This is a genomic window from Comamonas terrigena NBRC 13299 (assembly GCF_006740045.1).
Classification (GTDB): domain Bacteria; phylum Pseudomonadota; class Gammaproteobacteria; order Burkholderiales; family Burkholderiaceae_C; genus Comamonas; species Comamonas terrigena.
The window spans coordinates 2,587,614-2,610,647 of sequence record NZ_AP019749.1; the positions used below are offsets into that span (position 1 = coordinate 2,587,614).

At 67.0% G+C, this 23,034-nt stretch carries 16 protein-coding genes; 8 read left to right on the top strand and 8 right to left on the bottom strand.

The features are described from left to right. Positions 1-57: 57 nt before the first annotated feature. From CT3_RS11655 to CT3_RS11670, 4 genes are all read right to left on the bottom strand, one after another. Complete coding sequence (locus tag CT3_RS11655) at positions 58-2,634, bottom strand: AI-2E family transporter (protein WP_172591797.1); 2,577 nt, start codon at positions 2,632-2,634, stop codon at positions 58-60. Between the two features lie 284 nt (positions 2,635-2,918). Continuing rightward, positions 2,919-3,716 carry an HDOD domain-containing protein gene (locus CT3_RS11660; RefSeq protein ID WP_066532589.1) on the bottom strand — a complete coding sequence of 266 codons (798 nt, stop codon included), beginning with the start codon at positions 3,714-3,716 and terminating at the stop codon, positions 2,919-2,921. Between the two features lie 81 nt (positions 3,717-3,797). Further along, entirely contained in the window at positions 3,798-4,664 is an 867-nt protein-coding gene (locus tag CT3_RS11665) for a sensor histidine kinase (protein WP_083520196.1), read from the bottom strand. Between the two features lie 14 nt (positions 4,665-4,678). Further along, on the bottom strand, positions 4,679-5,440 hold the full coding sequence (locus tag CT3_RS11670; RefSeq protein ID WP_083520197.1) for a response regulator transcription factor: 762 nt from the start codon (positions 5,438-5,440) through the stop codon (positions 4,679-4,681). Between the two features lie 326 nt (positions 5,441-5,766). Between CT3_RS11670 and CT3_RS11675 the strand changes: the two genes are divergently transcribed. From CT3_RS11675 to CT3_RS11690, 4 genes are all read left to right on the top strand, one after another. Then, entirely contained in the window at positions 5,767-6,237 is a 471-nt protein-coding gene (locus CT3_RS11675; protein ID WP_066532596.1) for a hypothetical protein, read from the top strand. Positions 6,238-6,344: 107 nt separating this feature from the next. Continuing rightward, positions 6,345-6,758, top strand: coding sequence for a hypothetical protein (locus tag CT3_RS11680; protein WP_127446217.1), 414 nt, complete (start codon positions 6,345-6,347; stop codon positions 6,756-6,758). Positions 6,759-6,815: 57 nt separating this feature from the next. Next, positions 6,816-8,465, top strand: coding sequence for a DUF4384 domain-containing protein (locus CT3_RS11685; RefSeq protein WP_066532601.1), 1,650 nt, complete (start codon positions 6,816-6,818; stop codon positions 8,463-8,465). Between the two features lie 9 nt (positions 8,466-8,474). Beyond that, positions 8,475-9,656, top strand: a complete 1,182-nt coding sequence (locus CT3_RS11690; protein ID WP_127446218.1) for a tetratricopeptide repeat protein — start codon at positions 8,475-8,477, stop codon at positions 9,654-9,656. Between the two features lie 89 nt (positions 9,657-9,745). Here CT3_RS11690 and CT3_RS11695 read toward each other — a convergent pair whose 3' ends face one another. Continuing rightward, on the bottom strand, positions 9,746-12,124 hold the full coding sequence (locus tag CT3_RS11695) for a Tex family protein (RefSeq protein WP_066532607.1): 2,379 nt from the start codon (positions 12,122-12,124) through the stop codon (positions 9,746-9,748). A 146-nt stretch (positions 12,125-12,270) separates the two neighbouring features. Here CT3_RS11695 and CT3_RS11700 point away from each other — a divergent pair, with 146 nt between their 5' ends. The 3 genes from CT3_RS11700 to CT3_RS11710 all read left to right on the top strand — a co-directional run bounded on the left by CT3_RS11700 (position 12,271) and on the right by CT3_RS11710 (position 14,473). Further along, entirely contained in the window at positions 12,271-12,699 is a 429-nt protein-coding gene (locus CT3_RS11700) for a hypothetical protein (RefSeq protein ID WP_066532613.1), read from the top strand. A gap of 38 nt (positions 12,700-12,737) precedes the next feature. Next, positions 12,738-13,841, top strand: coding sequence for a DUF72 domain-containing protein (locus CT3_RS11705; RefSeq protein WP_066532616.1), 1,104 nt, complete (start codon positions 12,738-12,740; stop codon positions 13,839-13,841). Between the two features lie 254 nt (positions 13,842-14,095). Then, complete coding sequence (locus CT3_RS11710) at positions 14,096-14,473, top strand: hypothetical protein (RefSeq protein WP_127446219.1); 378 nt, start codon at positions 14,096-14,098, stop codon at positions 14,471-14,473. 327 nt (positions 14,474-14,800) lie between these two features. Here CT3_RS11710 and CT3_RS11715 read toward each other — a convergent pair whose 3' ends face one another. Beyond that, entirely contained in the window at positions 14,801-17,242 is a 2,442-nt protein-coding gene (locus CT3_RS11715) for a membrane-bound PQQ-dependent dehydrogenase, glucose/quinate/shikimate family (RefSeq protein WP_083520198.1), read from the bottom strand. Between the two features lie 244 nt (positions 17,243-17,486). Between CT3_RS11715 and CT3_RS11720 the strand changes: the two genes are divergently transcribed. Beyond that, positions 17,487-18,218, top strand: coding sequence for a TetR/AcrR family transcriptional regulator (locus tag CT3_RS11720; RefSeq protein WP_083520199.1), 732 nt, complete (start codon positions 17,487-17,489; stop codon positions 18,216-18,218). A gap of 167 nt (positions 18,219-18,385) precedes the next feature. Here the strand turns inward: CT3_RS11720 and CT3_RS11725 are convergent, their stop codons facing one another. Continuing rightward, complete coding sequence (locus CT3_RS11725) at positions 18,386-19,858, bottom strand: efflux transporter outer membrane subunit (RefSeq protein WP_066532623.1); 1,473 nt, start codon at positions 19,856-19,858, stop codon at positions 18,386-18,388. Further along, positions 19,855-23,022 carry an efflux RND transporter permease subunit gene (locus CT3_RS11730; RefSeq protein ID WP_066532625.1) on the bottom strand — a complete coding sequence of 1,056 codons (3,168 nt, stop codon included), beginning with the start codon at positions 23,020-23,022 and terminating at the stop codon, positions 19,855-19,857. Before CT3_RS11730 ends, CT3_RS11725 begins: the two co-directional genes overlap by 4 nt. Positions 23,023-23,034 lie beyond the last annotated feature (12 nt).

The following is a 23,034-nucleotide window of genomic DNA, read 5'->3' on the forward strand; positions in this document are numbered from 1 at the left end:
TGGTCCTGCGCTGGCCATCACACTGGCAACCCCAGCGCTGCCAGGTCCGCCTGCCCCCTAGCTCGTCTCACCTGTCTCACCCGCCGCACGCGGCCCGCCATCGGCCGGCGGCGATGGCGGCGGTGCCAAGGGCGGCGTACCCCCCGCACCGGGGGGCGCCGCGGCGGCGTCGGCCTGCACCGCCGCCATCACCTCCTGCGCCATCAGGCCCAGCAGCGTCAGTTCTTCCGCGCTGATGCCACGCAGCGCATCGTGCAGGATGCACAGGCTGCCCAGCACCCGGCCCTTGCCATCCACCAGCGGTACCCCGGCGTAAAAGCGCACCTGGGCGGCGGCCAGCACCGGGTTGTCGGCAAAGCGGGGGTCGCGGGCCACATCGTTCACCACCACCGGCGCATGGTCGTGCACCACATAGGAACAGATGGCCTGGTCGCGCGGCAGACCGGCCTGCTCGGGCGGCGTGCCGTCGGCCACCAGCAGCCCGCCGGGGGTGTGCACCCAGTCCCGGTCCACCAGCGAGACCTGGGCGTACTTCACGCCAAAGGCATGGGCGGCTTTCTGCGCCGCATCGTGGAACAGGCGCACCGGTGGGTGCTGCAGCAGGCCGCTGGCGTGCAGTGCCTGCAGGCGCTCCGCCTCGTCGTCGGGCAGCGCTGCGGGCACATGGCCGCCGGGCGCCGCCCCATCGGCGGCTTCCAGCTGCTGCAGGCGCAGCACCAGCTCCTGCACGCTGGTGACCACGGCCTGCACCCCCAGGCGCTGGGCCGTGCCCTCGCCCAGCAGGTGGCTGGGGGCGTTCCACAGCGCCAGCACCACCTGGATCCGGGGCGTCTGCTGGTGCAGGCGGCGCAGCCGCCGCAGGATGAAGCGCACCTGGGCCTGGGGCTGCGGGTGCAGCACGGACAGCACCAGCCAGCGCACGTCCTGCCAGCCGGCGATTTCGGCCTGCTCGATGGCGCTGCTCAGCGGCTGTCCGGCATGGCTGGCGGCATAGCCATGCAGCGCCAGGCTGTGGGCGGCCATCTGGGCGGCCAGGGCGTCCATGTCCCAGCGTGCTCCCACACAGTGCACCCGGCCGCTGCGCGTGGCGGCGGGCGGCGGGAAGGCTTCGTACAGCTCCTCCAGCAGCTCGTCCAGGCCGGAAGACAGCCGCAGCCGGTGCTCGGCCGTGGCGACATCGGCATAGTGGTTGCTGACCAGGCGCAGCGTGGAAATGCCGCCGCTGTCGTAGAAGCCCTGCACCGCCGTGGCGCGGTCGGCAGCACGGGTGGCCGGGCTGTGCTGGCTGGATTGGGGGCGCTCCGGCACGGCCGCCTCGATGGTGTGGACGGCCAGGTCCACGGCCTCTTCCACATCGTCGGCCAGCAGGCGCTGGTACAGGCGGTGGGGCAGATCCAGCACCGGCTCGCTGCCCAGCAGCACCTCCATGAACTGCAGCGACGGGATGTAGCGCCCCAGCACCAGCAGGCAGACCGTGAGCGGCGTGGACAGAATCAACCCAATGGGCCCCCACAGCGCCGTCCAGAACGTGGCGGCCAGAATGATGGACAGCGTGGACAGGCCGGTGCTGCTGCCATAGAGCCAGGGCTCGATGACGTTGTTGCTCAGGAGCTCCAGCAGCAGGATCAGGCCCAGCGTCCACAGCAGCATCTCCCAGCCCGGGGCCACGGCAAAGGCCAGCGCCAGCGGGAAGATGGCCGAGATCAGGGGTCCCACATAGGGCACAAAACGCATCACCGTGGCCAGCACGCCCCACAGCACCGCCCCCGGCACACCGATGAACCACAGGCCCACGGCCATGGGAAAACCGTAGGTGACGTTGACGATGAACTGCATGCGCAGGTAGCTGCCGATGCGCTCGGACGCCTCGTCCAGCGCATCCGTGGCCACGTGCAGATTGCCCCCCATCAGCCGCAGCAAGCGGTCGCGCAGGCCATCGCGGTCCAGCAAAATCAGAATCACGAACAGCAGCACGATGCCGGCCGTGGCAATCGGGGCGCTGATCTTGGCCAGCCAGCCCAGCACCTGTTCCCAGGACCGGCCGTCCGGCCGCTGGATCTCCACCTTTTGCACCCGCTCCGGCGGGCCGGCGGCCACGGCGATCTCCTTTTCCACCGTGTCATAGGTCTTGATCGCCCCGTCCCACATGCTGGGTCCCTTGACCAGATTGCGCAGATTGCGCAGCTTCTTGCGGATCGTGCTCTGGTAGGTGGGCAGGTCGGCGCTGAGCTCGCTGACCTGGTTGGTCAGGTAGGCGCCCATGCCGCCCAGCCCGCCCAGCGCAATCGCCACCACCAGCAAGGTGGCCGCCATGCGCGGCAGGCCCCAGCGCTTGATGCGGCTGACTGCCGGGTCGAGCAGAAAACCCAGCAGCACGGCCAGGGCCAGCGGAATCAGGATGTCCCGCCCGAAATACAGGGCCGCTATCACCAGCGCGGCAATCAGCAGCCCCACCAGCAGGCGCAGCGCCGGCAACATGGCCGCCATGGCTCCCAGCGCATGGGCCGTGCCGTGCGGCAGGGCCTCCTCGTTGCGCCAGCGCGCGGCACGCGCCGCAGACGGGTCGCGCGCCATCCGGGGCGGCCCCGAGGGGGCATCGGCGGCAGGAGATGACGGGGGAACGTGCTCGGGCATGGGGGATTCGGCAGACAAGGACGGTGACACTGGAATTGCACTGCGACCGGCGGGCCGCAGCTGTCAGCCGGTTGCCCGACTGTGGTCCGTCCATTTCAAAGCTTTTTGGCCGTTGACACAATCCACAGCGGCACCAGCAGCTATCACTTTAGGGATTTGCCGCCTGCGGGGCGCCGATGGCCGTACCGGCAGGCTGCCGAGCTGCGGGGCTGCCTGTCGCCCGCTGGCGGGCCGGCCGCCCGCGCGCAGGCATCCCCGGCAGGGACAGCACTACAGCGTGCCGCTCAAAAACCGGAATGCATCCAGCGGGAAGTGTCCTGCTGCATCACCACATCCATGTCCAGCCCCATGGCCACCCCCACCTCGGAAGGGAAGGACAGCGCGGTGCTGCGCTCGTCCCACTGGGCGGCCTGGGTGCGGATGCGCCACACCGCCAGGTGCAGCACGCCGGCCATGGGTTCGAACTGGTCGAAGGCCAGCGGATTTTCCATGCACTGCAAGCTGTCCACCAGCTCGCGCGGCAGGCGCCACTGCTTGAGCAGTGCCGCAGTGGTGTGCGTGGCGCAGTGCCCCCAGTGCCGCTCCTCCATGCGCGCGCGGCGCGGGTCCCAGATGTCCATGGCCTCGTCCAGCGGCGCGGTCGCCACCGACTGGGTGTGGTGCAGCATCAGTTGCCCCATGCCGTGCAGCAGCCCGGCGGCATAGGCGGCGCTGCCGTCCATGTGGGCCATGCCCGCCAGGGAGCGCGCCAGCTTGGCCGTCATCAGGCTGTACCGCCAGAACGGCTCCAGCGCCATGCCCTGCACCACCCGCACTGCCATGCCTTTCTGCGCCCCGTTCACCAGCATGCGCAGCTGCGACACCCCCAGCAAGGCCAGCGCCTGGGGGATGCCGCGCACCATGCCCGCCATCTGGTACTCCGGCGAATTGGCCAGCGCCAGCAGCTTGGCGGCCAGCACCGGGTCGCAGCCAAACAGCTGGTTGACGCGGCGCAGATTGGGCATGTCACTGAGCAGCTCGCTCAGCAGCAAGGCCACAACCCGCGGCTGGCAGGGCAAGGCAAGGTCTTCGGTGGTCTGCATGCAAAAAGTGAAGGGAAAGTGCGGACTGCGGCAAGCATAGCCGCTGTCTTTACATTTCTACACAAACTCATTGACCACAGATCAAGAAATTGCATCGGCGGGCACCACCACCCGCACGCAGGTGCCGCGGCCCGGGCTGCTCTCCAGCGCAAACTGCGCCCCGATGCGCTGGGCACGGGCCCGCATGCCGTCCACCCCCCAGCCCCGCCCGGACTGACTGCGGCCAGCGCGTGGCACGGGCGCGTCTTCCATGCCGCAGCCGTCGTCCGCCACCTCCAGGGTCCAGGAACCGACGGGCACGGGCTGCAGTTCCACGCGCAGAGAGGTCCCCTTGGAATGCTGCAAGGCATTGCTCATGGCCTCTTGCGCCAGAAAGGCCAGCTGCAGCCCTTTTTCCGCACGCGGGCTGGTGTCCGCCTCGTCCATCGGCATGTTCCACTGCATGACCATGCCACGTTCGCTCAGCAGCGGCTGCAGACGCCAGCGCATGGAGGCCAGGCGCTCGATCAGCGAGGCGTCCGCGTCGTCCAGTGCTTCCATCTCCACGCGCAGCGCAAACATGGCGTGTTCCACGGCGTGCCGCACCTGCGCCAGATTCGGCTGCGGGGTCTCCAGCAGCGCCAGGGCCCCGGACAGGTGGCTGCCTGCACCATCGTGCAGGTCCTGGGCAATGCGTTCGCGCTCGGCCCGCACTTCGGGCGAAACCCGCAGGCTGCTGCGGCGGCGCCAGCGCAACACCTTGGGCCACATCAGCCCGAACCAGGTGGCGGTGAGCAGGTGCAGCACCACGATCACGGCCCAGTTCTGCCATTCGTACAGCGCATCCGGCGATGCTGCCCCCAGATGCCAGTACAGGATGGCGGCAATCTCCAGCAGCCACAGCGCCGTGCCCGCCCCCAGCATCCAGGCGGGATGGCGCTGCGACCTGCGCTGGTGACGCCGCGGCATTCCGGCTTCGGCCGCTACAGCAGCCCCTGCGTCAAGGCCGCACGCACCGCCTGCGCCCGGCTGCGCACCTGTAGCTTGCGGTAGATGTTGCGCACATGGGTGTTGACGGTCAGCAGCGCAATTTCCAGCCTTTGCGAGATTTCCTGGCTGGTATAGCCATTGGCCACGTGGCGCAGGATGTCGCGCTCGCGCTCGGAGAGTTTTTCCGGCACACAGGCCTTGGCGTCGCGCTCCCCGCAGTTGCCGCGCAACCGCTGCAACAGCCGCCGTGCCAGGTGCGGCGTGATGGACGCGCCGCCATTGGCCACCTGCAGCACCGCCTGCACATAGCTGCCAAACCAGGAGTGCTTGACCAGATAGCCGGCCGCCCCCTGCTCGATCGCGCGCAGCAGCTGCGTATCCCCTTCCATCACCGAGATGATGACCGTCTCCGCCGCAGGGCGCAGCGCACGCTGCAGGCCCATCAGGTCAAAGCCAGTGCCGTCTTCCAGGTTCAGATCGGCCAGCAGCACATCGAAAGCCTCCGCCCGCATCAGGCGCCGGGCTTCCTTGACGCTGGCGGCCTGCCCGACCAGCAAAACGCGCGAATCCCCCATCAGCTCCCGCCCTACCACGCTGCGGATGTGCGCGTCGTCGTCCACCAGCAGCACACGCACCGGCTTCTCGCTCTGGCCCACCATGAAATCGGGCCACAACGACCTGTCCACAGCACCGGCACTGCCCGCCGAAAGCAGTGCAGCGTCGCAAACATACGGAGCTTCTTGTTCGGTGTGCATCACGGTGCGCCCTCCATCACTGTCTTTCAATGCTTACATGTAGTCACTACCTAATTTTTTACCGCGTTTCCTGCCTCCCGCCTGTCAGCAGAAGCCTCGACCCCATTGCCACCGCACTCGGAAAGCGCGCGTTTTCCCGGAGGTGTGCAGACGTAGTACCCACTTACCAAATTTACGGGATTGGTTGTCAAAGCACGCAAACGGACACTTTCAACCAGGCCAGCAAGTGTTGCCAACCACGCGGACCAGCACCCACAGGCCGACCCGCAGAGATGGGCTCTGCGAGTCAACGGATGGACGTCACGAAATCTTCTAGGAGCGCAACCATGAAAAAAGTAATCGCAGTCGTTTCTCTGAGCCTGCTCGCCGCCTCTGCCTTCGCTGGCAAGCCCGGCGGCCACCCCGGCGGCCACGACGATGACAAGGACACCGGCCCCGCCATCTACCTGGACGGCAAGACCGTGCAAGTGACGTCGCTGAGCTGGAGCGCTGTCAGCAACAAGGCCTCATCCGGCGGCGATGCCCGCCAGAACATCTCGTCTAACACCGGCAACGTGAACGTGGGTGCCGCACTGACGCAGATGACGTTCGGCAAGCTGGCCTACATCGGCAACAAAGCTGAATCGGGCGGCGATGCACGCCAGAACCTGGCCACCAACGTAGGCAAGGTCGACATCGCCAAGCAACTGACCCAGGTGGTGGCGCTGAAGGGCTCGGCCGTGATGAACCACGCTTCCAGCGGCTCGTCGGCGGTGCAGAACATCTCCACCAACAACGGCTGCCAGACCTGCCAGTAAGGCCAGGCCCTGCCGCAACCCCGGTTGCGGCAGACGGCTGTCAGTGCGTGGAGCCACCACCCGGCTGACTCCACGCCCTTCCCCCTCATCGCCTCCCGGAGGTTCCCATGCCTGCTTCCCCTCTTTTGCGCAGCCTCGTGATGGCCAGCTGCCTTGGCGTGACCGGACTCACGATGGCAGCGCCTGGCGAAGACACCATCCAGTTGCAGAACCCGGTGGAACATCTGCAGCTGCCCACGGGCAGCACCACCAAGCCCCAGGGTCTGGGCAGCGATGCGGACGGCGTGCCCATGCACCTGCGCGCCAAGATCGCACGCTACGAAGCCCAGACCTTCAACGACCAGACCAGCGGCATCTACACCGATGGCGATGTGAACCGCATCGTCGGTGCACAGGCCAACCGCAAGACCTGCATCCAGGATGTGGGCAGCAACACCAATGCCACAGGCGCCACCCGCACGGGTAACGGACAGCAGCAGATCGTGGTGTTGCGTGGTGATTTGGTGAACATTTGCCGCTAAAAGCAAAGCAGCGCCCGAGCACCAGGGCGGCCACTAGGAAAACATCGAGAGGGAATCATGCGCACCACCTTCGCACCCAGGAACCTGTGTCGTCCTCGCCTGCTCGCCGTCACCAGCCTGCTCAGCGCAGCAGGCCTGCTGACAGGCTGTGCGCCCATGAATCCGGCCAAGGATGCGGGCTACCACGCGCAGGCCAACGAAATCAACCGGCCAGTCGTGCGCCCCACGCGGTCGATCTCCAGTTTCTCCGATTCGCTGATGTGCATGGACCACCTGTTCCGTGAAACCGGCATGAGCACCGTGCTGATCACCAGCAAGTCCATCCCCGACTACTCCGGCAAGATTGCCGTAGCCACCAAGGAAATGATCGTCACGGCGCTGTCGCAGATGTCGCGCGTCAGCAATGCCTTCCGCTTTGTGGACTATGAAGTCAATATCGCCCAGCAGGATACGGTGCAGAACCTGACCACCCTGCTGCTGAACAACAACCAGATACGCCTGCAGCGCCCCGCCCTCTATGTGTCCGGCGCCGTGGCCTTTGTGGACCAGCAGGTCACCGCCAACAACGTCGACATGGGCACCTCGGCCTCCCGCCTGGAAACCGGCTACAGCCAGAGCCGCCGTTCCTCGGTCATCGGCATGGAACTGCACCTGGGGGATTTCCGCAGCCGCACCATCATTCCCGGCCTGGACTCGGCCAATGAAATCGTCATCGGCAGCGGCGGTCAGGGCCTGGACCTGTCGGGCCGCATCGGCAACTACGGCGTGCAGTTCAATGTGGGCCGTGATTACACCCAGGGCTCGGGCCCGGCCATCCGCACCCTGGTGGAGCTGGCCATGATCGAGCTGCTGGGCAAATGGGCGCGTGTCCCCTACTGGCAATGCCTGACGCTGGAACAGACCCACCCCGAATTCATGCGCCAGATGCGCGAATGGTATGAAGATGCCAGCCCGGCCACACGGGGCCAGCTGGTGCGCCGCTCCCTGCTGCGCCGCGGCTATCTGCTCACGGAGAACCCGGACGACGCAACCTTGCACACGGCACTGGCCCGCTTTCAGACCGATGAACGCATGGTCGTCACCGGCGTGGTGGACTTCCCCACCTATGAACGCAGCCTGCGCAATTTCGTCACCCTCTCGCCCGACGGCCACCTGCAGCGCATCGGCTGGGAAACGGCACCGAACAACAACACCACGGCGGCCGCCATCACCACCGACAAGCAAGGCCAGCCGCCCGAAGTGGATCTGCAGGTGGAAAACATCATGCTGGGCCGCTCCGGGTTCGAGCAGGGCGAACAGATCTTCCTGTCCGCCACCGTCTCCCGCTCCTCCTATCTGTCCTGCTACATGCGCAATGCGCGCAACGAAGTCATCCGCATCCTGCCCAATGCCACCAACAAGTCCGGCTGGGTGCCAGGCAACCAGGCGGTGCGCATTCCGGACTGGATGAGCCCCACCCCGGGCTTTGTGATGGATGCCGGCCTGCCGGGCCAGGAAACCGTGGGCTGCTTTGCCAGCGACAAGAACGTCAGCACGCAATTGCCGGCATCACTCCAGAAACCGGCCTTCCAGCCACTGCCCGGCATCACCAGCATGGAGCAGATTGCCGCGCAGATGCGTGAGGCAGCCGGGACCGGCTCCACCATCGGCCTGGCCCAGCTGCAATGGGAGGTCACGCCCAAGCGCCCCACCGCCCCCGGCAACTGAAAGACCGCCATGCGCCTTGTACCCACCGCCCATGGACAGACTGTCGGCGGCGGGGCCTGGAACACCTCCAGGCTCTGCGTGCCGCTCGGGCTGGGGCTCGCCCTGCTGTGCAGCCCTGCCTTCGCACAGCCCCGACAAAGCCCCAGCCCCACCATCACCTTCCAGGAAGCGCAGACACCGCCCCGCATCGATGCGGACCAACTGCGCGGCCGCCGCCCCGCCGTCCAGCTGGAGGCCGACCAGCTCGGCAAGTCCACTGCCATCCAGCAGCTGCAGGCACAGGCCACGGCACCGCTGCCCAAGGGCGAGCGCACCGAGGCCAGCATCCGCGCCCAACGCGAAGCCGCCTGGCAATGGGGGCTGCTGCAACTGCACGGCCTGCACACGCCCCTGCAACCGGTACAGGCCCAGCAAAGCTTTGAGCGCGCCCAGGCACTGGGCCACCCCCTGGCAGCCGCCGGCCTGGCCTGGTGTGCCATCGATGGCTGCGGCCAGCGCCCCGAGCCCGAGGCCGCACGGCAATGGATCCAGGCACTGCGCAAAACCGCCCCGGGCCGCGCCGCCTATTTGGAATGGCTGCTGCTCGACGATGTGGCGCCGCTGGATGAGGCCGTGCCGTCCACTGCCCGGCGTGAAGGCATCAACACGGCCGGACGCAAACAGCAGCTGCTGCGCCAGGCGGCGGAAGCCGGCGATCCCAATGCCCGGGTGGAACTGGGCATGGAACTTGCCGCCCAGGGCAAGACCAATGAAGCCATGGAACAGTTCCGCAGCGCCGCCAAAAGCTCGCAAGCGGCCAAACACAATCTGAACGTGCTCAGCGACCAGAAAGGCACCTTCAAATCACGCCCGTCCGGCAACGCCGGCCAGGCCGGTGGTGCCTGGCAGACCTTCAAGCAGGCCCGGGTCTACCACCGCGGCGAAGGCGTGCCCGCCAACTACACCGAAGCGATCCGGCTGTACAAGCGCGCCTCCGACATGGGCAGCGAGCCGGCCAAGCGCATGCTGGCCCTGATCTATTCCCGCCCCACGCCCGCCGGCGGTATCGATATCGGGTGGATGCAGCAGCTCGCCTACATGGATGTCACCCAGGATGGCGCCATCCCGCTGACGGCACCGACCGCCCCCACCAGCCTGACCCGCGACCCTACCCCGCTGTGGGATTACATCGCCCCCAGGTGGCGCAACTGAACACGCCGCGTGCACCCCGGCAGCCGCGGACTGTCAGACCATGAAAAAAGCGGCCCAGTGGGCCGCTTTTTCTTTCAGAGAGCAGGGCTTTATTTCTTCAGGCCCTGCAGCTTGGCAAAGGCCGATGCCATGGCGTTCTGCTGCTCCGGCTGGTTGCCGCGCTGGGGCTGGGCATAGCCGCCCCGGTTGCCACCATGGCTGTTGCCGCGGCCGGCACTTTCAAAGCGGTTATCGCGGGGGCCGTCGCGGCGTGCCGGTGCGGCGTCCAGCTTCATGCTCAGGCTGATGCGCTTGCGGGCCACGTCCACGTCCAGCACCTTGACCTTGACGATCTGGCCGGTCTTGACGACCTCGCGCGCATCCTCCACGAACTTGTGGCTCATCTGGCTCACATGGACCAGTCCGTCCTGGTGCACGCCCAGGTCCACAAAGGCGCCGAACTGGGCCACGTTGCTCACCGTGCCTTCCAGCGTCATGCCTTCCTTCAGGTCCTTGATGTCCTCCACCCCGTCGTTGAAGCGGGCCACCACAAAGTCGGGGCGCGGATCGCGGCCGGGCTTTTCCAGCTCACCCAGAATGTCCTTGATGGTCACGGCACCGAACTTCTCGCTGGCGAACTGCTCGGGCTTGAGGCCCTTGAGCACATCGGCGCGGCCCATGATCTGGTCCACCGGCTTGCCTGTGGCCACAATGATCTGCTCCACCACGGCATAGGTCTCGGGGTGCACGCCGGTGATGTCCAGCGGATTGTCGCCACCGCGGATGCGCAGGAAACCGGCCGCCTGCTCGAAGGTCTTGGCGCCCAGGCCGGCCACCTCCATCAACTGCTTGCGGTTCTGGAACGAGCCATTGGCATCGCGCCAGCGCACCACCGACTTGGCGACCGCGCCCGACAGGCCCGAGACGCGGCTGAGCAGCGGGGCCGACGCGGTGTTCAGGTCCACGCCCACGGAGTTCACGCAGTCTTCGACCACGGCGTCCAGCTGGCGGGCCAACTCGCTCTGGTTCACATCGTGCTGGTACTGGCCCACACCGATGCTCTTGGGGTCGATCTTCACCAGCTCGGCCAGCGGATCCTGCAGGCGGCGCGCAATCGAGGCCGCGCCGCGCAGGCTCACGTCCACATCGGGCATCTCCAGCGCCGCAAACTCGCTGGCCGAATACACCGAGGCACCGGCTTCGCTGACCACCACCTTCTCGATGGCCTTGTCGGCCTTGGCGGCGATCTTGATCAGATCGGCCGCCAGCTTGTCGGTTTCACGGCTGGCCGTGCCGTTGCCGATGGCAATCAGGTTCACGCCATGCTTTTCCACCAGGCGCGCCAGCACCGCCAGCGAACCGTCCCAGTCGCGGCGCGGCTCGTGCGGGTAGATGGTAGTGGTGTCCACCAGCTTGCCGGTGCTGTCCACCACCGCCACCTTGACCCCGGTGCGGATGCCCGGGTCCAGGCCGATCACGGTGCGCTGGCCCGCCGGGGCGGCCAGCAGCAGATCGCGCAGGTTGTCGCCAAACACCTTGATGGCCACTTTTTCCGCGTCTTCACGCAGGCGGCTGAACAGGTCGCGCTCGGTCGACAGGCTCAGCTTGACGCGCCAGGTCCAGGCCACGCACTTGCGCAGCAGGTCGTCGGACGCGCGCTTGGCATGGCTCCAGCCCAGGTGCAGGGCAATCCGGCCTTCGGCCAGGCTGGGCTGGCCGGGTTCCGGCTCCAGCGGCTGCACCAGCTTGGCTTCCAGCACTTCCAGTGCCCGGCCCCGGAACACGGCCAGCGCACGGTGCGAGGGCACGCGGCCAATGGGCTCGTCGTAGTCGAAATAGTCGCGGAACTTGGCGACCTCGGGGTCGTCCTCGTTCTTGCCCTCCACCTTCTTGGAGCGCAGCAGACCTTCCGCCCACAGCCATTCGCGCAGCTTCTGCACCAGGGACGGGTCTTCGGCCCAGCGCTCGGACAGGATGTCGCGCACGCCATCCAGCACCGCGAAGGTGGTCGAGAAATCAGGTCCCGGCTTGCCATCGTCCAGCGTGGTCGCCGGCTGGCAGAAGGCCTCGGCCTCCTTGTGCGGGTCCAGCGTGGGGTCGGCAAACAGCTTGTCGGCCAGTGGCTCGATGCCGAATTCCTTGGCAATCTGGCCCTTGGTGCGGCGCTTTTGCTTGAAAGGCAGGTAAATGTCTTCCAGTTCCTGCTTGGTCGGCGCCTGGGCAATGGCCAGACGCAGCACATCGGTCAGCTTGCCCTGCTCGTCGATGGCCTTGAGCACGGTCTCGCGGCGGTCTTCCAGCTCGCGCAGATAGGTCAGGCGCTCGTCCAGCGTGCGCAGCTGGGTATCGTCCAGGCCGCCCGTGACCTCCTTGCGGTAACGCGCCACAAACGGAACCGTGGCGCCGCCGTCGAGCAGTTCCACCGCCGCGCTCACCTGCTGCGGCTTGACATTCAGTTCCTGGGCAATCTGGCCAATGATCTTTTGCATGCAATCGGGCGCCCCATGGCGCTGTAATTGGGAAACAAACGAGTGTGCCACAAGCATCCGGGCCCACCGCCGTCCCCGTGCCGCCCAGGCTGTGACCGAATGCAAATACGGATCGACGGCCTGCCGCGCCTTTCTAGAATGCAGCCATGCCCGCCCTCCGGCCGCCCTTCCAGACCCTGCAGCTGTTCCCCCTGCGCGTGCCCTGCCCGCCCGGGGCCTGCATCTGCGGGCATGCAGCGCTGCTGGAATCCGGCCAGGGCGACCACCGCATCCTGCTGCTGACACGCGAAGAAGAGGCCAAACTGGCCGAGCGGCTGGAACAGGCCCAGACCCTGGCCGAGCTGCGCCAGCTGCAGCAGCGCATGGTCGACCAGCTGGGCCTGCAGCTGCACATCGCCCCCGGCCGCCAGGGCACGCAAGGCCTGCGCGGACTGGAGATCGAGCTCGCACCCATGCCCGGCCTGTGCCGCAAAACCCGCAAGGCCCTGCCCGAAGCCGTGCGCCGCTGCATGGAGCACCGCCCCGAGATCGCCCATGCTCTGCTGGATGAGGGCAGTCTGTTTGCGGGCTTGTGAATCCCGCTACAGTCCACAGGCCATTTTCACCAGACGGCATGCAAGACGATTTGTTTGGCGCCCCGCCCGCGCCACCGCCCCCTTCTCTCCCCGCGGCAGCCCCCTCGCCGGCTGCCTCCATGCCTGCGGCGCCTGCTGCCCCCCGCAAGGCCGCGCGCGGCGTGCTGCCCGCCCCGGACGGGGAAAGCTGGCGCGCCCTGGCGGCGCAGCTGCCTGCGGGCCTGCGCATGGGTGTGTCCACCTGGTCCTACCCCGGCTGGGACGGCCTGGTGTGGGACGGCGTGTACGACGCCAGCACCCTGTCCAAGAAAGGCCTCACCGCCTATGGCCAGCATCCGCTGCTGCGCACCGTCAGCGTAGACCGCAGTTTCTGGCGTCCCCTGACCACCGAGCAGTACGCCCAGATGGCCGTGCAGGTGCCGCCGGACTTCCGCTTTCTGGTCAAGTGTCCCAATGTGGTGACCGATGCCCAGGTGCGCAGCGAAGACGGCAAGGGCCAGTCCCCCAACCCGGTGTTTCTGGCGCCGGAGCTGGCCGTGCAGCAGTTCGTCCAGCCCGCGCTGGACGGCCTGGGCGAAAAGCTGGGCGTGCTGGTGTTCCAGCTCAGCCCCCTGCCCTGGGACTGGCTGCGCCGCAGCGGCGCGCTGCTGGAGCGGCTGGCACAGATGCTGGCCGCGGTGCGCCTGGCCCTGGCCGCCCACCCGCAGGTGATTGTGGCCGTGGAAGTGCGCGACCCCGAGCTGCTGACCCCGGAGCTGGCCCGCGTGCTGAAGGCCCAGGGCTGCACCTACTGCCTGGGCCTGCACGGCAAGATGCCGCCGATCGAAGCACAGCTGCCCCTGCTGCGCGCACTGTGGCCCGGCCCCCTGGTCTGCCGCTGGAGCCTGAACCGCTGCTTCGGCGCCTACGGCTACCAGGACGCACAGAAAAAGCACGACCCCTTCAACGAAATCCGCTCCGAAGACCTGCACACCCGCAGCGTGCTGGCCACGACCATCGCCGGCATCACCGGCGCAGGCCAGCCCGCGTTCGTCACCATCAGCAACGATGCCGAAGGCTGCGCCCCGCGCTCCATCGCGCTGCTGGCCCAGGCCCTGGTGGCCGGGCAGCCACAGCCGTCTCAGCCCTCTCAGTCGCCATAGCGCCACAGGCAGCACCAGAAGCAGTACCAGAAGCAGCACCCACGCCTGCTCCGTCACCTGCTCCATCGCCTGTGCCGCACTACCTACGGCGACACTGCGGGTGTGGCCCGCCACGCAGCCGGCGTCAGAACCAGCTTTGTGAGGCAGGCCGGTCTCCCTCGGTGGGCCGCTTTTTTGCAACAGACTTGCCCTGCGGTAGAGCCTGAAGGCAATTGGCCATAGGATGTGTCATCACCCACCAGCGGATTGCCCACATGGAACACCACGTCAAAACCTTGAAGGGGCTTTTGGGTCATCTCCAGAAAGCACTTGCCGTCAACCTCGATGGCTCCAGCGCATTCAAATACAGTGATGCCGTCATCACGGCCGACCCTGGATCCAACCACGACTACGCATCGTTCCTTCTCAAGTTCAGTTACCCGAACCTGCCGCTGATTTCGGTCACGCTTCATTTTGAGAAGGCGGAGTGCATCGAAGGCCAGTTCACCGTCAGACTCCCTGAATTGCGCATTTCATTTGGCAACTACTCGTTCGGGGCGTTTTCGGGTGCAGAGTCCGGGCTCATTCTGGCCAATGCCAACCAATTGCTGTGCGTCGTGGACGAAGCGGCCAAGGACTACTGCCGCAGTTGACAGCTGCGATAGATCGCAGATCGCAAGCAAGCCCGCACCAAGCGGGCTTTTCTTTGGCGGTCCCTGCCCCTGCCTCCTCCCGGTCCTCCCGCGCTGGCGCGCACGCGAGGGGCTCGCCATGGCCCGACGCGTCCGAGAGACTCCTGCATGGAATACGGCTGATGAAAGCGGGAGCACACAGCAAACCGCCCACCGCGAAAGACCTTCGGGGTGGACGGCAGGGGCAAAGCAGATACAAGCGCCCAGGCAGGCACGCGGCCTGCGCCTGGCACCCGCGCTGTGCGCCAGGGAACGGCCGCCATCCACCAGGGACGGCGGCCTGCAGGTTCAGGGCTTGGCCTTGGGCAGGGCGTAGCCCACCAGGTAGTCGCCCGGCTGGGTCTGCATCAGGTTGTGGCCGCCGGCGGCGATCACCACAAACTGGCGGCCGCTGTCCCTGGACACATAGGTCATGGGCGTGGCGTTGCCACCGGCAGGCAGACGGCCTTTCCACAGCACATCGCCGGTCTTCAGGTCCATGGCGCGCAGCGACTGTTCGCCGGACGCCGCCACAAACACCAGACCGCCCTTGGTGGTGATGGAGCCACCCAGGCCCGGCACCCCCATGGGGATGGGCAGGCGGGTGCGGATACCGGCCACGCCGGAATCTTCCGCCGTGCCGCTGCGGCGCTCCCAGATCACCTTCTGGGTGTTCAGGTCCACGGCCGTCACCAAGGCGAACGGCGGTGCAATGCACGGCGCACCCATGGGCGAGAGGAAAGGCTTCAGGTCAGCGGCATACGGCACGCCTTCCTGGGGCACGGCGCCACCCACCGAGGTGCCGGGCGAACCGTCGGCCGCCTTCAGGCCGCGCCGGTTGGCCTCCTCCCGGTCGATCAGCTTGAGCAGCATGGGCACGCGGTTCCAGTTGCCCACCATGATCTGGCGTTCCGGGTCAAACGACACGCTGCCCCAGTTCGATCCACCCAGCGAGCCGGGGAAGAAGAACACGGTATCGGTGCCGGCCGGGGTCATCGGACCTTCCCAGCGCGCCTTCTTGAACTGGATGCGGCACCACAGCTGGTCCAGCATGGTCATGCCCCACATGTCCTTCTCGCCCACGCCATAGGTTTCCTCGGCATCCAGGCCGGCAAACGTGGGCATGCCGGTGGAATGCGGCTGGGTCTTGGACAGGCGGGCCGGGTCTTCCACACCGCCCTGCGGCGCCGGCAACTCCTGCACGTCGAACACGGGCTTGCCGGTGCGGCGGTCCAGCACAAAGTTCTGGCCGCGTTTGGTGGGCTGCACCAGCACGGGCACGGTCTCGCCCCGGATCTTCAGATCCAGCAGGCTGGGCTGGGACGCCACGTCGTAGTCCCACACGTCGTAGTGCGTGGTCTGGAAGTTCCACACCAGCTTGCCGTTGTCGGCATTGATGCCCAGCACCGAGCCGCTGAACTTGTTGTCCAGCTCGGTGCGGTGGCCCGCGTAGTAGTCGGGCGTGGCGTTGCCGGTGGGGATGTAGACCATGCCGAGCTGGTCGTCCGCACTGATCGGGCCCCAGGAATTGGGGGTGCCGCGGGTGTAGTGCTCGCCGGCGGCCGGTTCGCCGTGGAAGTCCGGCTTGCCCATGTCGAAGGCCCAGGCGAAGGCGCCGGTGGTGGCGTCGAACGCGCGGATCACGCCCGAAGGCTCGCCCGTCATCTGGCCATCCGACACCCAGCCGCCCATCACCACCTTGCCACGCACCACCTGGGGCATGGAGCTGACGTAGTAATAGCCGGGAATGATCTCGCCCATGCCCTTTTTCAGATCGACCTGGCCGTTCACGCCGAAGTCGGCGCAAGGCTGACCGGTCTTGGCATCCACGGCCAGCAGGCGCGCATCCACGGTCGGGCCGTAGATCCGTTCCTGGCACACGCCGCCGGGCTGCGGTTCGGGCAGCTTGGTGTAGGCCACACCGCGGCAGGCGGCCGAGCCGGTCACACCGCGCAGATTGACCTGGGCGTTGAAGCGCCAGCGCTCCTCACCGGTTTCGGCGTTCAGCGCCACGATGTCGTTGCGCGGCGTGCAGAAGTACAGGCTGTCGCCGATCTTCAGCGGCGTGGCTTCAAAACGGCGGTTCGGGCCTTCGCTGGGCGGATAGTCGCCGGTGCGGTAGGTCCAGGCCACTTCCAGGCCCTGGACGTTGTCCGGCGTCAGCTGCTCCAGCGGCGAAAAGCGCTGGCCGCCCTGGTTGTTGCCGTAGTAATGCCACTCGTCCTGTGGCGCATCGCCCACCACGGTCTGCTGGATCTCGGGCAGCGCCTGTGCGGCCTTGGTTTCATGCTTATCGCCCTGGGCCAGGCCCACCACCACCAAGGCAGCCATGGCCACGGCCAGCGCGCCGGCAGCGGCCTTGCCACCCTGGGCGGAGATGGGGCCACACACCACGGTACGGCGGTACAGCGGCGTCAGCAGCCACAGGCCCAGCACGAACAGCAGAGCCAGTCGCGGCAGCAGGGTCCAGAAGTCCAGACCGACTTCGGCCAGCGACCACACCAGCGTCCAGGCCAGCATCAGCGCATACAGCCAGCCGCCCAGCGCGTTGCCGCGCCAGACCAGCACGCTGCTGGCCAGCAGCGCCACGCCGGTGACCAGGTAATACCACGAGCCGCCCAGGCCCGCGAGCTGGCCGCCGCCGATGGCGAGGACCAGCCCCAGAAGAAAAAGAAGGGCCGGATAGATGCGGGCCGGGCGCTGGGCCGTGGCCCCGCCTGCCCTCGCCTGGCCTTGTTGTTGCTTTGTCATTGCTGAACTTTTGAGTGTGGATGTTCTGCCCTGCCCGCCGCTGCAGCGGCTGCAGGCCGGCGGGTGATGGCGCTTGCCCTGCCAGTTTTTGCCGGGCAGTCTTCGATAAGAGACAAGACTTGGGCGATTTTATTAAAAAGATACCGAAAGGTTAAATTTTGACACTTATGCCATCATGCGCGACCAAGAACATTTGCCTCTTTACCCACGCATGTCTAAAACGGGTATAAGCCCCCACGCTCCGATGACCGCGCGCCCTCCTGCCGCCGCACAGTCCCGCACCTGTGCCACCCCCACCGGCGATGCCGGTGGGACCCGCCGCCGCACCCCGCGCGGCCCCAGCCCGCAAAAGACCGAAGCCACACGCCTGTCCATCATTGATGCGGCGTTTGCCGAATTTCTGGAACATGGCTACGCCCGGGGCACCACCGCATCGGTGGCCCGCCGCGCCGGCCTGTCCAAGGTCACGCTGTTTCGCTATTTCGACACCAAGGAAGCGCTGTTCGAAGCCGTGATGCAGCGCCACATCGCCTCGGCCACGCTGGCGCTGCAGTCCAGCCCCATGCAGGACAACGAGAGCGTGGGCGCCTTCTTGCTGCGCGCCGTAGCCCCGGCCATGGACGTGATCGACAGCAGCGGCCGCTCCGCCACCGCACGCCTGGTGATTGCCGAAGGGCTGGAATTTCCCCAGCTGGCGCAGATGTACCGGCGTACCGCCCATGAGCCGCTGGTGGCCCGCATCCGCGGCCTGGCCGAGCTGGCCCAGTCGCGCGGCGAGCTCAAGGAACCGGCCCTGCTGGACTACCCCGAGCTGCTGCTGGGCCCGCTGTGGCTGGCCATGATGAACAACACCGTGCTGCACCCGCAGATGCCGCTGGACGCCGGCCTGCTGTTCCGTCTGCAGGTGGGCCTGCTGTTTGGCAGCGCCCCGCAGCGCAGTCCTTCCGGGCGCCGCAAGGCGGCAAGCGGCGGCTGAAGCCCTGCCCCGCCGGTACGGCGTACGCAGCGCGTACACGGCATGCGCCGCATGCACAGCAACCGCCTGGCTGTGCGGCGGCCCCAAAGAAAACAGCGCCCGCAGGCGCTGTCATCAGTGTCCAAGACCCACCCTGGCCCTGAACGGACCCGGGGTGGCGCTGCGCGTCAGGACGCTGCGCCGGTGGGTGCCACGCCCGTGGCCGCAGCCCCCGGCTGCTCGCCGCCCAGCACCTTCCACAAGGTCACGCGGTTGAGCTGCTCCGACAGGCGCAGCCCGATCAGTGTCTGCTGCGCGGTGTACAGGCTGCGCTGCGCATCCAGCACCGTCAGGTAGTTGTCCACGCCCGCCTTGAAGCGCGCATCCGACAGATCGAACGCCTTTTGCGTGTTGGCCACCATGCTGGTCTGGGCCTGCAGGCGGTTGCCCCACTGGGCCCGGTCGGCCAGCACATCAGCGGTTTCCTTGAAGGCCGTCTGCACGGCCTTCTCGTACTGGCTGACGGCAATGCGCTGGTTGCTCTCGGCCACCTCGATATTGGCGCGGTTGCGGCCCCCGTCGAAGATCGGCAGCTTCACCAGCGGCACAAAGCTCCAGGTGCGGTTGCCGCTGCCGAACAGCGCATCCAGCTCGCGGCTACCCGTGCCCACGCTGGCCGTCAGGCTGATGGTGGGGAACAGCGCCGCGCGCGCCGCACCGATGTTGGCGTTCATGGCGCGCAGATTGTGTTCCGCCGCCTGGATGTCCGGGCGCTGCAGCAGCACGCTGGACGGCAGCGGCGTGGGCACCGGCAGCAAGGCCGCGCTGTCCGTACCACCGGCCAGTGTCTGGGCCGATGGCAGCAGGTTCTGCGGCACCGGGCCGCCCACCAGCAGTTGCAGTGCATTGCGGTCGCGGTCGACCTGGGCGGTGTAGCTGGCCACATCACCCCGTGCGGTGTCCACCGTGGTCTGGTTCTGCGCCAGCACCAGGCCCGAGGTCGAGCCGATCTGGTGCATGCGCTGGGTCAGCGCAAAGGCTTTCTCGCGGCTGGCCAGCGTGTCCTGCGCCAGCTGCAGACGGGCCTGGTCGGCCGCCAGGGTCAGCCAGGCCGTGGCCACATCGGCCACCAGGCCCAGCTGCACATTGCGCTGGTTGTCCTGGCTCTGCAGAAATTGCTGCAGGGCTGCGTCGTTCAGGTTGCGGATGCGGCCCCACAGGTCCACCTCGTAGCTGGCAAAACCCAGCTGTGCGGTGTACTGCGTGGTCGTGGTGCTCGCGCCGGTGCTGCTCAGGTCGGCCGCCGTGCGCGCACGGTTGCCCTGGGCCTGGGCGGTCACGCTGGGCAGCAGATCGGCCCGGGTGATGCCGTACTGGGCACGGGCTTTCTCGATGTTCTCGATCGCCACGCGCAGGTCGCGGTTGTGTGTCAGCGCCAGCGCCACCACATCCCGCAAGGGGGCCGACTGCAGCCATTGCAGGGCCTGGGCCTGTTGCAGCGCTGCCTCGCTGGCCACCACCGGGGTAGCCCTGGCCGTCACGGTGTCGGGCACGGCGCCCTGCGGCGTCTGGTAGCGCGGGGCCAGGTTGCAGCCGGCCAGCAGCGCGGTCAGTGCCGCAGCAGCCGCCACGGTCGAAGTCTTCATCATCAGGCGCTTCATGCTGCGCTCTCCTCGTTCACGGCCGGTGTGGCGTCTTGGCGCGAGCGGCTCTTGAACCAGCTGCGGACCAGCAGGAAGAACACCGGCACCAGGAAGATGCCCAGCACCGTGGATGCCACCATGCCGCCCAGCACCGCCGTGCCGATGGCATTGCGGCCGCCCGCACCGGCCCCGGTGCCGATGGCCAGCGGGATCACACCGAAACCGAAGGCCAGCGACGTCATCAGAATGGGGCGCAGGCGCAGGCGCACGGCTTCCACCGTGGCATCGAACAGTTTCTTGCCCTGTTCCTGCAGCTGCACCGCGAACTCCACGATCAGGATGGCGTTCTTCGCCGCCAGCCCCACCGTGGTCAGCAGGCCCACCTGGAAGTACACGTCATTGGTCAGGCCCCGCGTATAGGTCGCCGCCAGCGCGCCGATCACGCCCAGCGGCACGGCCAGCATCACCGACAGCGGCACCGTCCAGCTCTCGTACAGCGCGGCCAGGCACAGGAACACGAACAGGATGGAGATGGCATACAGCATGGGCGCCTGCGCACCCGACTGGCGCTCCTGCAGGGAAGCGCCCGTCCACTCGTAGGTGATGCCGGCAGGCAGCTTCTGCAAAATGGCTTCCACCGTTTCCATGGCCGTGCCCGAGCTGATACCGTGCGCCGCACGCCCTTCGAACTCGTAGGCGGGGCTGCCGTTGTAGCGCAGCAGCTGGGGCGAACCATAGGCCCAGTAGGTGCTGGAGAAGGCCCCGAACGGCACCATCTCGCCGTTCTTGTTGCGCACGGTCCACTTGGCAATGTCCTGCGGCAGCATGCGGTGCGGGGCATCGCCCATGATGTAGACACGCTTGACGCGGCCGTTGTTCAGGAAGTCGTTCACATAGGTGCCGCCCATGGCGCTGGACAGCACGCTGTTGACATCGCTGTAGGACAGGCCCAGCGCTGCTGCCTTGCGGTCGTCCACGTCCACGCGCAGCTCGGTGGCGTCTTCCAGGTTGGTGGTGCGCACCGCCGTCAGCAGCGGACTGGCCCGCATCTCGCTGAGCACCTGGTCGCGCGCCGCCAGCAAGGCCGCGTGGCCCACCGCATTCACGTCCTTGAGCATGAAGTTGTAGCCCGAGCTGGAGCCCAGACCGCGCACGGCCGGCGGCAGAATGACCTGCACACGGGCATCCCGGATGCGCGACAGGTCCTGCGTGGCCTTGTTGGCAATCGCCGCGGCCGACTGCGACGGCAAGGGGCGCGCGCTCCAGGGCTTGAGGCGGATGAAGCCGCGCGCCGAGCTCTGGTCGCCATTGAGGCCCGAGACCTGGTTGAAACTGATCACATCGGGCTGGGCGGCCAGGTAGTTGCGCACCTCGTCCAGCACCTCCTGCAGGCGGGCGTCGGACGCCCCGGCCGGCAGGTTCACGTTGACGTAGACAAAGCCCTGGTCTTCATCGGGCAGGAACGAGGTGGGCAGCTTGGCCATCAGCAGCCACACGCCCAGCAGCACCGCCAGGAAGATCAGCATCATGCGCTTGGAGCGCCCCAGGCTGAAGGCCACCGTGCGCTGGTAGCGGTTGGCAGTGGCATCGAAATGGTGGTTGAACCAGCGGAAGAACCGGTCGTTGATACCCAGCAGACCCGCCCGGATGGGACGCTCATGGGAGTCGCCATGCGAGCGGTCCGGCGCCTTGAGCAAGGTCGCGCACAGCGCCGGCGTCAGGGTCAGCGCCACGAACACCGACAGGCCCATGGCCGCCACGATGGTGATCGAGAACTGGCGGTAGATCACGCCGGTGGAGCCGCCGAAGAAGGCCATGGGCACGAACACCGCCGACAGCGTCACCCCGATGCCCACCAGGGCGGAGGTGATCTCCTTCATGGACAGGCGCGTGGCTTCCTTCGGTGAAAGCCCGGTCTCGTGCATGACCCGCTCCACGTTCTCCACCACCACAATCGCATCGTCCACCAGCAGGCCGATGGCCAGCACCATGGCGAACATGGTCAGGGTGTTGATGGAGTAGCCCGCAATCGACAGCACGCCAAAGGTGCCCAGCAGCACCACCGGCACGGCAATCGCGGGGATCAGCGTGGCGCGGAAGTTCTGCAGGAAGATGAACATCACGATCACCACCAGCACCATGGCTTCACCCAGGGCGTGCATCACCTCGTTGATCGAGGCGCGCACGAACGGGGTGGAGTCCGAGCTGACGAAGTACTCGATCCGGTTCGGGAAAAAGGGCTTGAGCTCGGCCAGCTTGGCGGCCACCGCATCCGACACCGCCATGGCGTTGGCGCCGTCGGCCAGGATGATGCCCATGCCCGCGCCGGGCATGCCGTTGAGCTTGGTCTGGATGGACAGGTTGTCGGCCCCCAGCTCCACGCGCGCCACGTCCTTCATCGTGACCACCGAGCCGTCGGTGGACGACTTGATCACGATCGCCTCGAACTCTTCCGGCGTCTTGAGCTTGGTGCGTGCCGTGATGGTGGCATTGAGCTGCTGGTTCTGCACCGCCGGCAGCGCACCGATCTGGCCGGCCGAAACCTGGGCGTTCTGCGCGTTCAGCGCCGTGACCAGGTCCGAGGGCATCAGCGCATACTTCTCCATCTTGGCTGGGTCCATCCAGATGCGCAGCGCATAGTTGGTCCCGAACACGCTGATGTCGCCCACCCCTTCGATGCGGCCGATGATGTCCACCAGATTGCTGTTGATGTAGTCGCCGATGTCCACCGCGCTGATGGCTTCATCCGGCGAGTAGAAGCTGTAGGTCACCAGAAAGTCCTGGCCGCCCTTGTTGATGAACACCCCGCGGGTCTTCACCGCATCCGGCAGGCGGTTGATCGCCCCCTGGATCTTGTTCTGCACCTGCACCTGGGCCACGTCCACATTGGTGCCGGGCGCAAAGGTCAGGGTGATGCGGGCCTGTCCCGACGCATTGCTCGTCGAGCTCATGTAGAGCATGTTGTCGATGCCCTTGATCTGCTGCTCGATGATCTGCGTGACCGAGTTTTCCACGGTCTCGGCCGAGGCACCGGTGTACTGCGCGCCGATGGTCACACGCGGCGGCGCGATGTCGGGGTACTGCTCCAGCGGCAGGGTCTTGATCGACAAGGCCCCGCCCAGCATGATGATGATGGCAATGACCCATGCAAAGATGGGCCGGTTGATGAAGAACTGAGCCATGTGCGCTGCCTC

What these genes read in the sequence shown, in the direction of transcription:
- CT3_RS11655 (WP_172591797.1), bottom strand. Translation starts at nt 2,634, where the DNA reads ATGCCCGAGCACGTTCCCCCGTCATCTCCTGCCGCCGATGCCCCCTCG.
- CT3_RS11670 (WP_083520197.1), bottom strand. Translation starts at nt 5,440, where the DNA reads ATGCACACCGAACAAGAAGCTCCGTATGTTTGCGACGCTGCACTGCTT.
- CT3_RS11730 (WP_066532625.1), bottom strand. Translation starts at nt 23,022, where the DNA reads ATGGCTCAGTTCTTCATCAACCGGCCCATCTTTGCATGGGTCATTGCC.
- CT3_RS11680 (WP_127446217.1), top strand. Translation starts at nt 6,345, where the DNA reads ATGCCTGCTTCCCCTCTTTTGCGCAGCCTCGTGATGGCCAGCTGCCTT.
- CT3_RS11685 (WP_066532601.1), top strand. Translation starts at nt 6,816, where the DNA reads ATGCGCACCACCTTCGCACCCAGGAACCTGTGTCGTCCTCGCCTGCTC.
- CT3_RS11660 (WP_066532589.1), bottom strand. Translation starts at nt 3,716, where the DNA reads ATGCAGACCACCGAAGACCTTGCCTTGCCCTGCCAGCCGCGGGTTGTG.
- CT3_RS11675 (WP_066532596.1), top strand. Translation starts at nt 5,767, where the DNA reads ATGAAAAAAGTAATCGCAGTCGTTTCTCTGAGCCTGCTCGCCGCCTCT.
- CT3_RS11725 (WP_066532623.1), bottom strand. Translation starts at nt 19,858, where the DNA reads ATGAAGCGCCTGATGATGAAGACTTCGACCGTGGCGGCTGCTGCGGCA.
- CT3_RS11715 (WP_083520198.1), bottom strand. Translation starts at nt 17,242, where the DNA reads ATGACAAAGCAACAACAAGGCCAGGCGAGGGCAGGCGGGGCCACGGCC.
- CT3_RS11695 (WP_066532607.1), bottom strand. Translation starts at nt 12,124, where the DNA reads ATGCAAAAGATCATTGGCCAGATTGCCCAGGAACTGAATGTCAAGCCG.
- CT3_RS11665 (WP_083520196.1), bottom strand. Translation starts at nt 4,664, where the DNA reads ATGCCGCGGCGTCACCAGCGCAGGTCGCAGCGCCATCCCGCCTGGATG.
- CT3_RS11700 (WP_066532613.1), top strand. Translation starts at nt 12,271, where the DNA reads ATGCCCGCCCTCCGGCCGCCCTTCCAGACCCTGCAGCTGTTCCCCCTG.
- CT3_RS11705 (WP_066532616.1), top strand. Translation starts at nt 12,738, where the DNA reads ATGCAAGACGATTTGTTTGGCGCCCCGCCCGCGCCACCGCCCCCTTCT.
- CT3_RS11690 (WP_127446218.1), top strand. Translation starts at nt 8,475, where the DNA reads ATGCGCCTTGTACCCACCGCCCATGGACAGACTGTCGGCGGCGGGGCC.
- CT3_RS11710 (WP_127446219.1), top strand. Translation starts at nt 14,096, where the DNA reads ATGGAACACCACGTCAAAACCTTGAAGGGGCTTTTGGGTCATCTCCAG.
- CT3_RS11720 (WP_083520199.1), top strand. Translation starts at nt 17,487, where the DNA reads ATGACCGCGCGCCCTCCTGCCGCCGCACAGTCCCGCACCTGTGCCACC.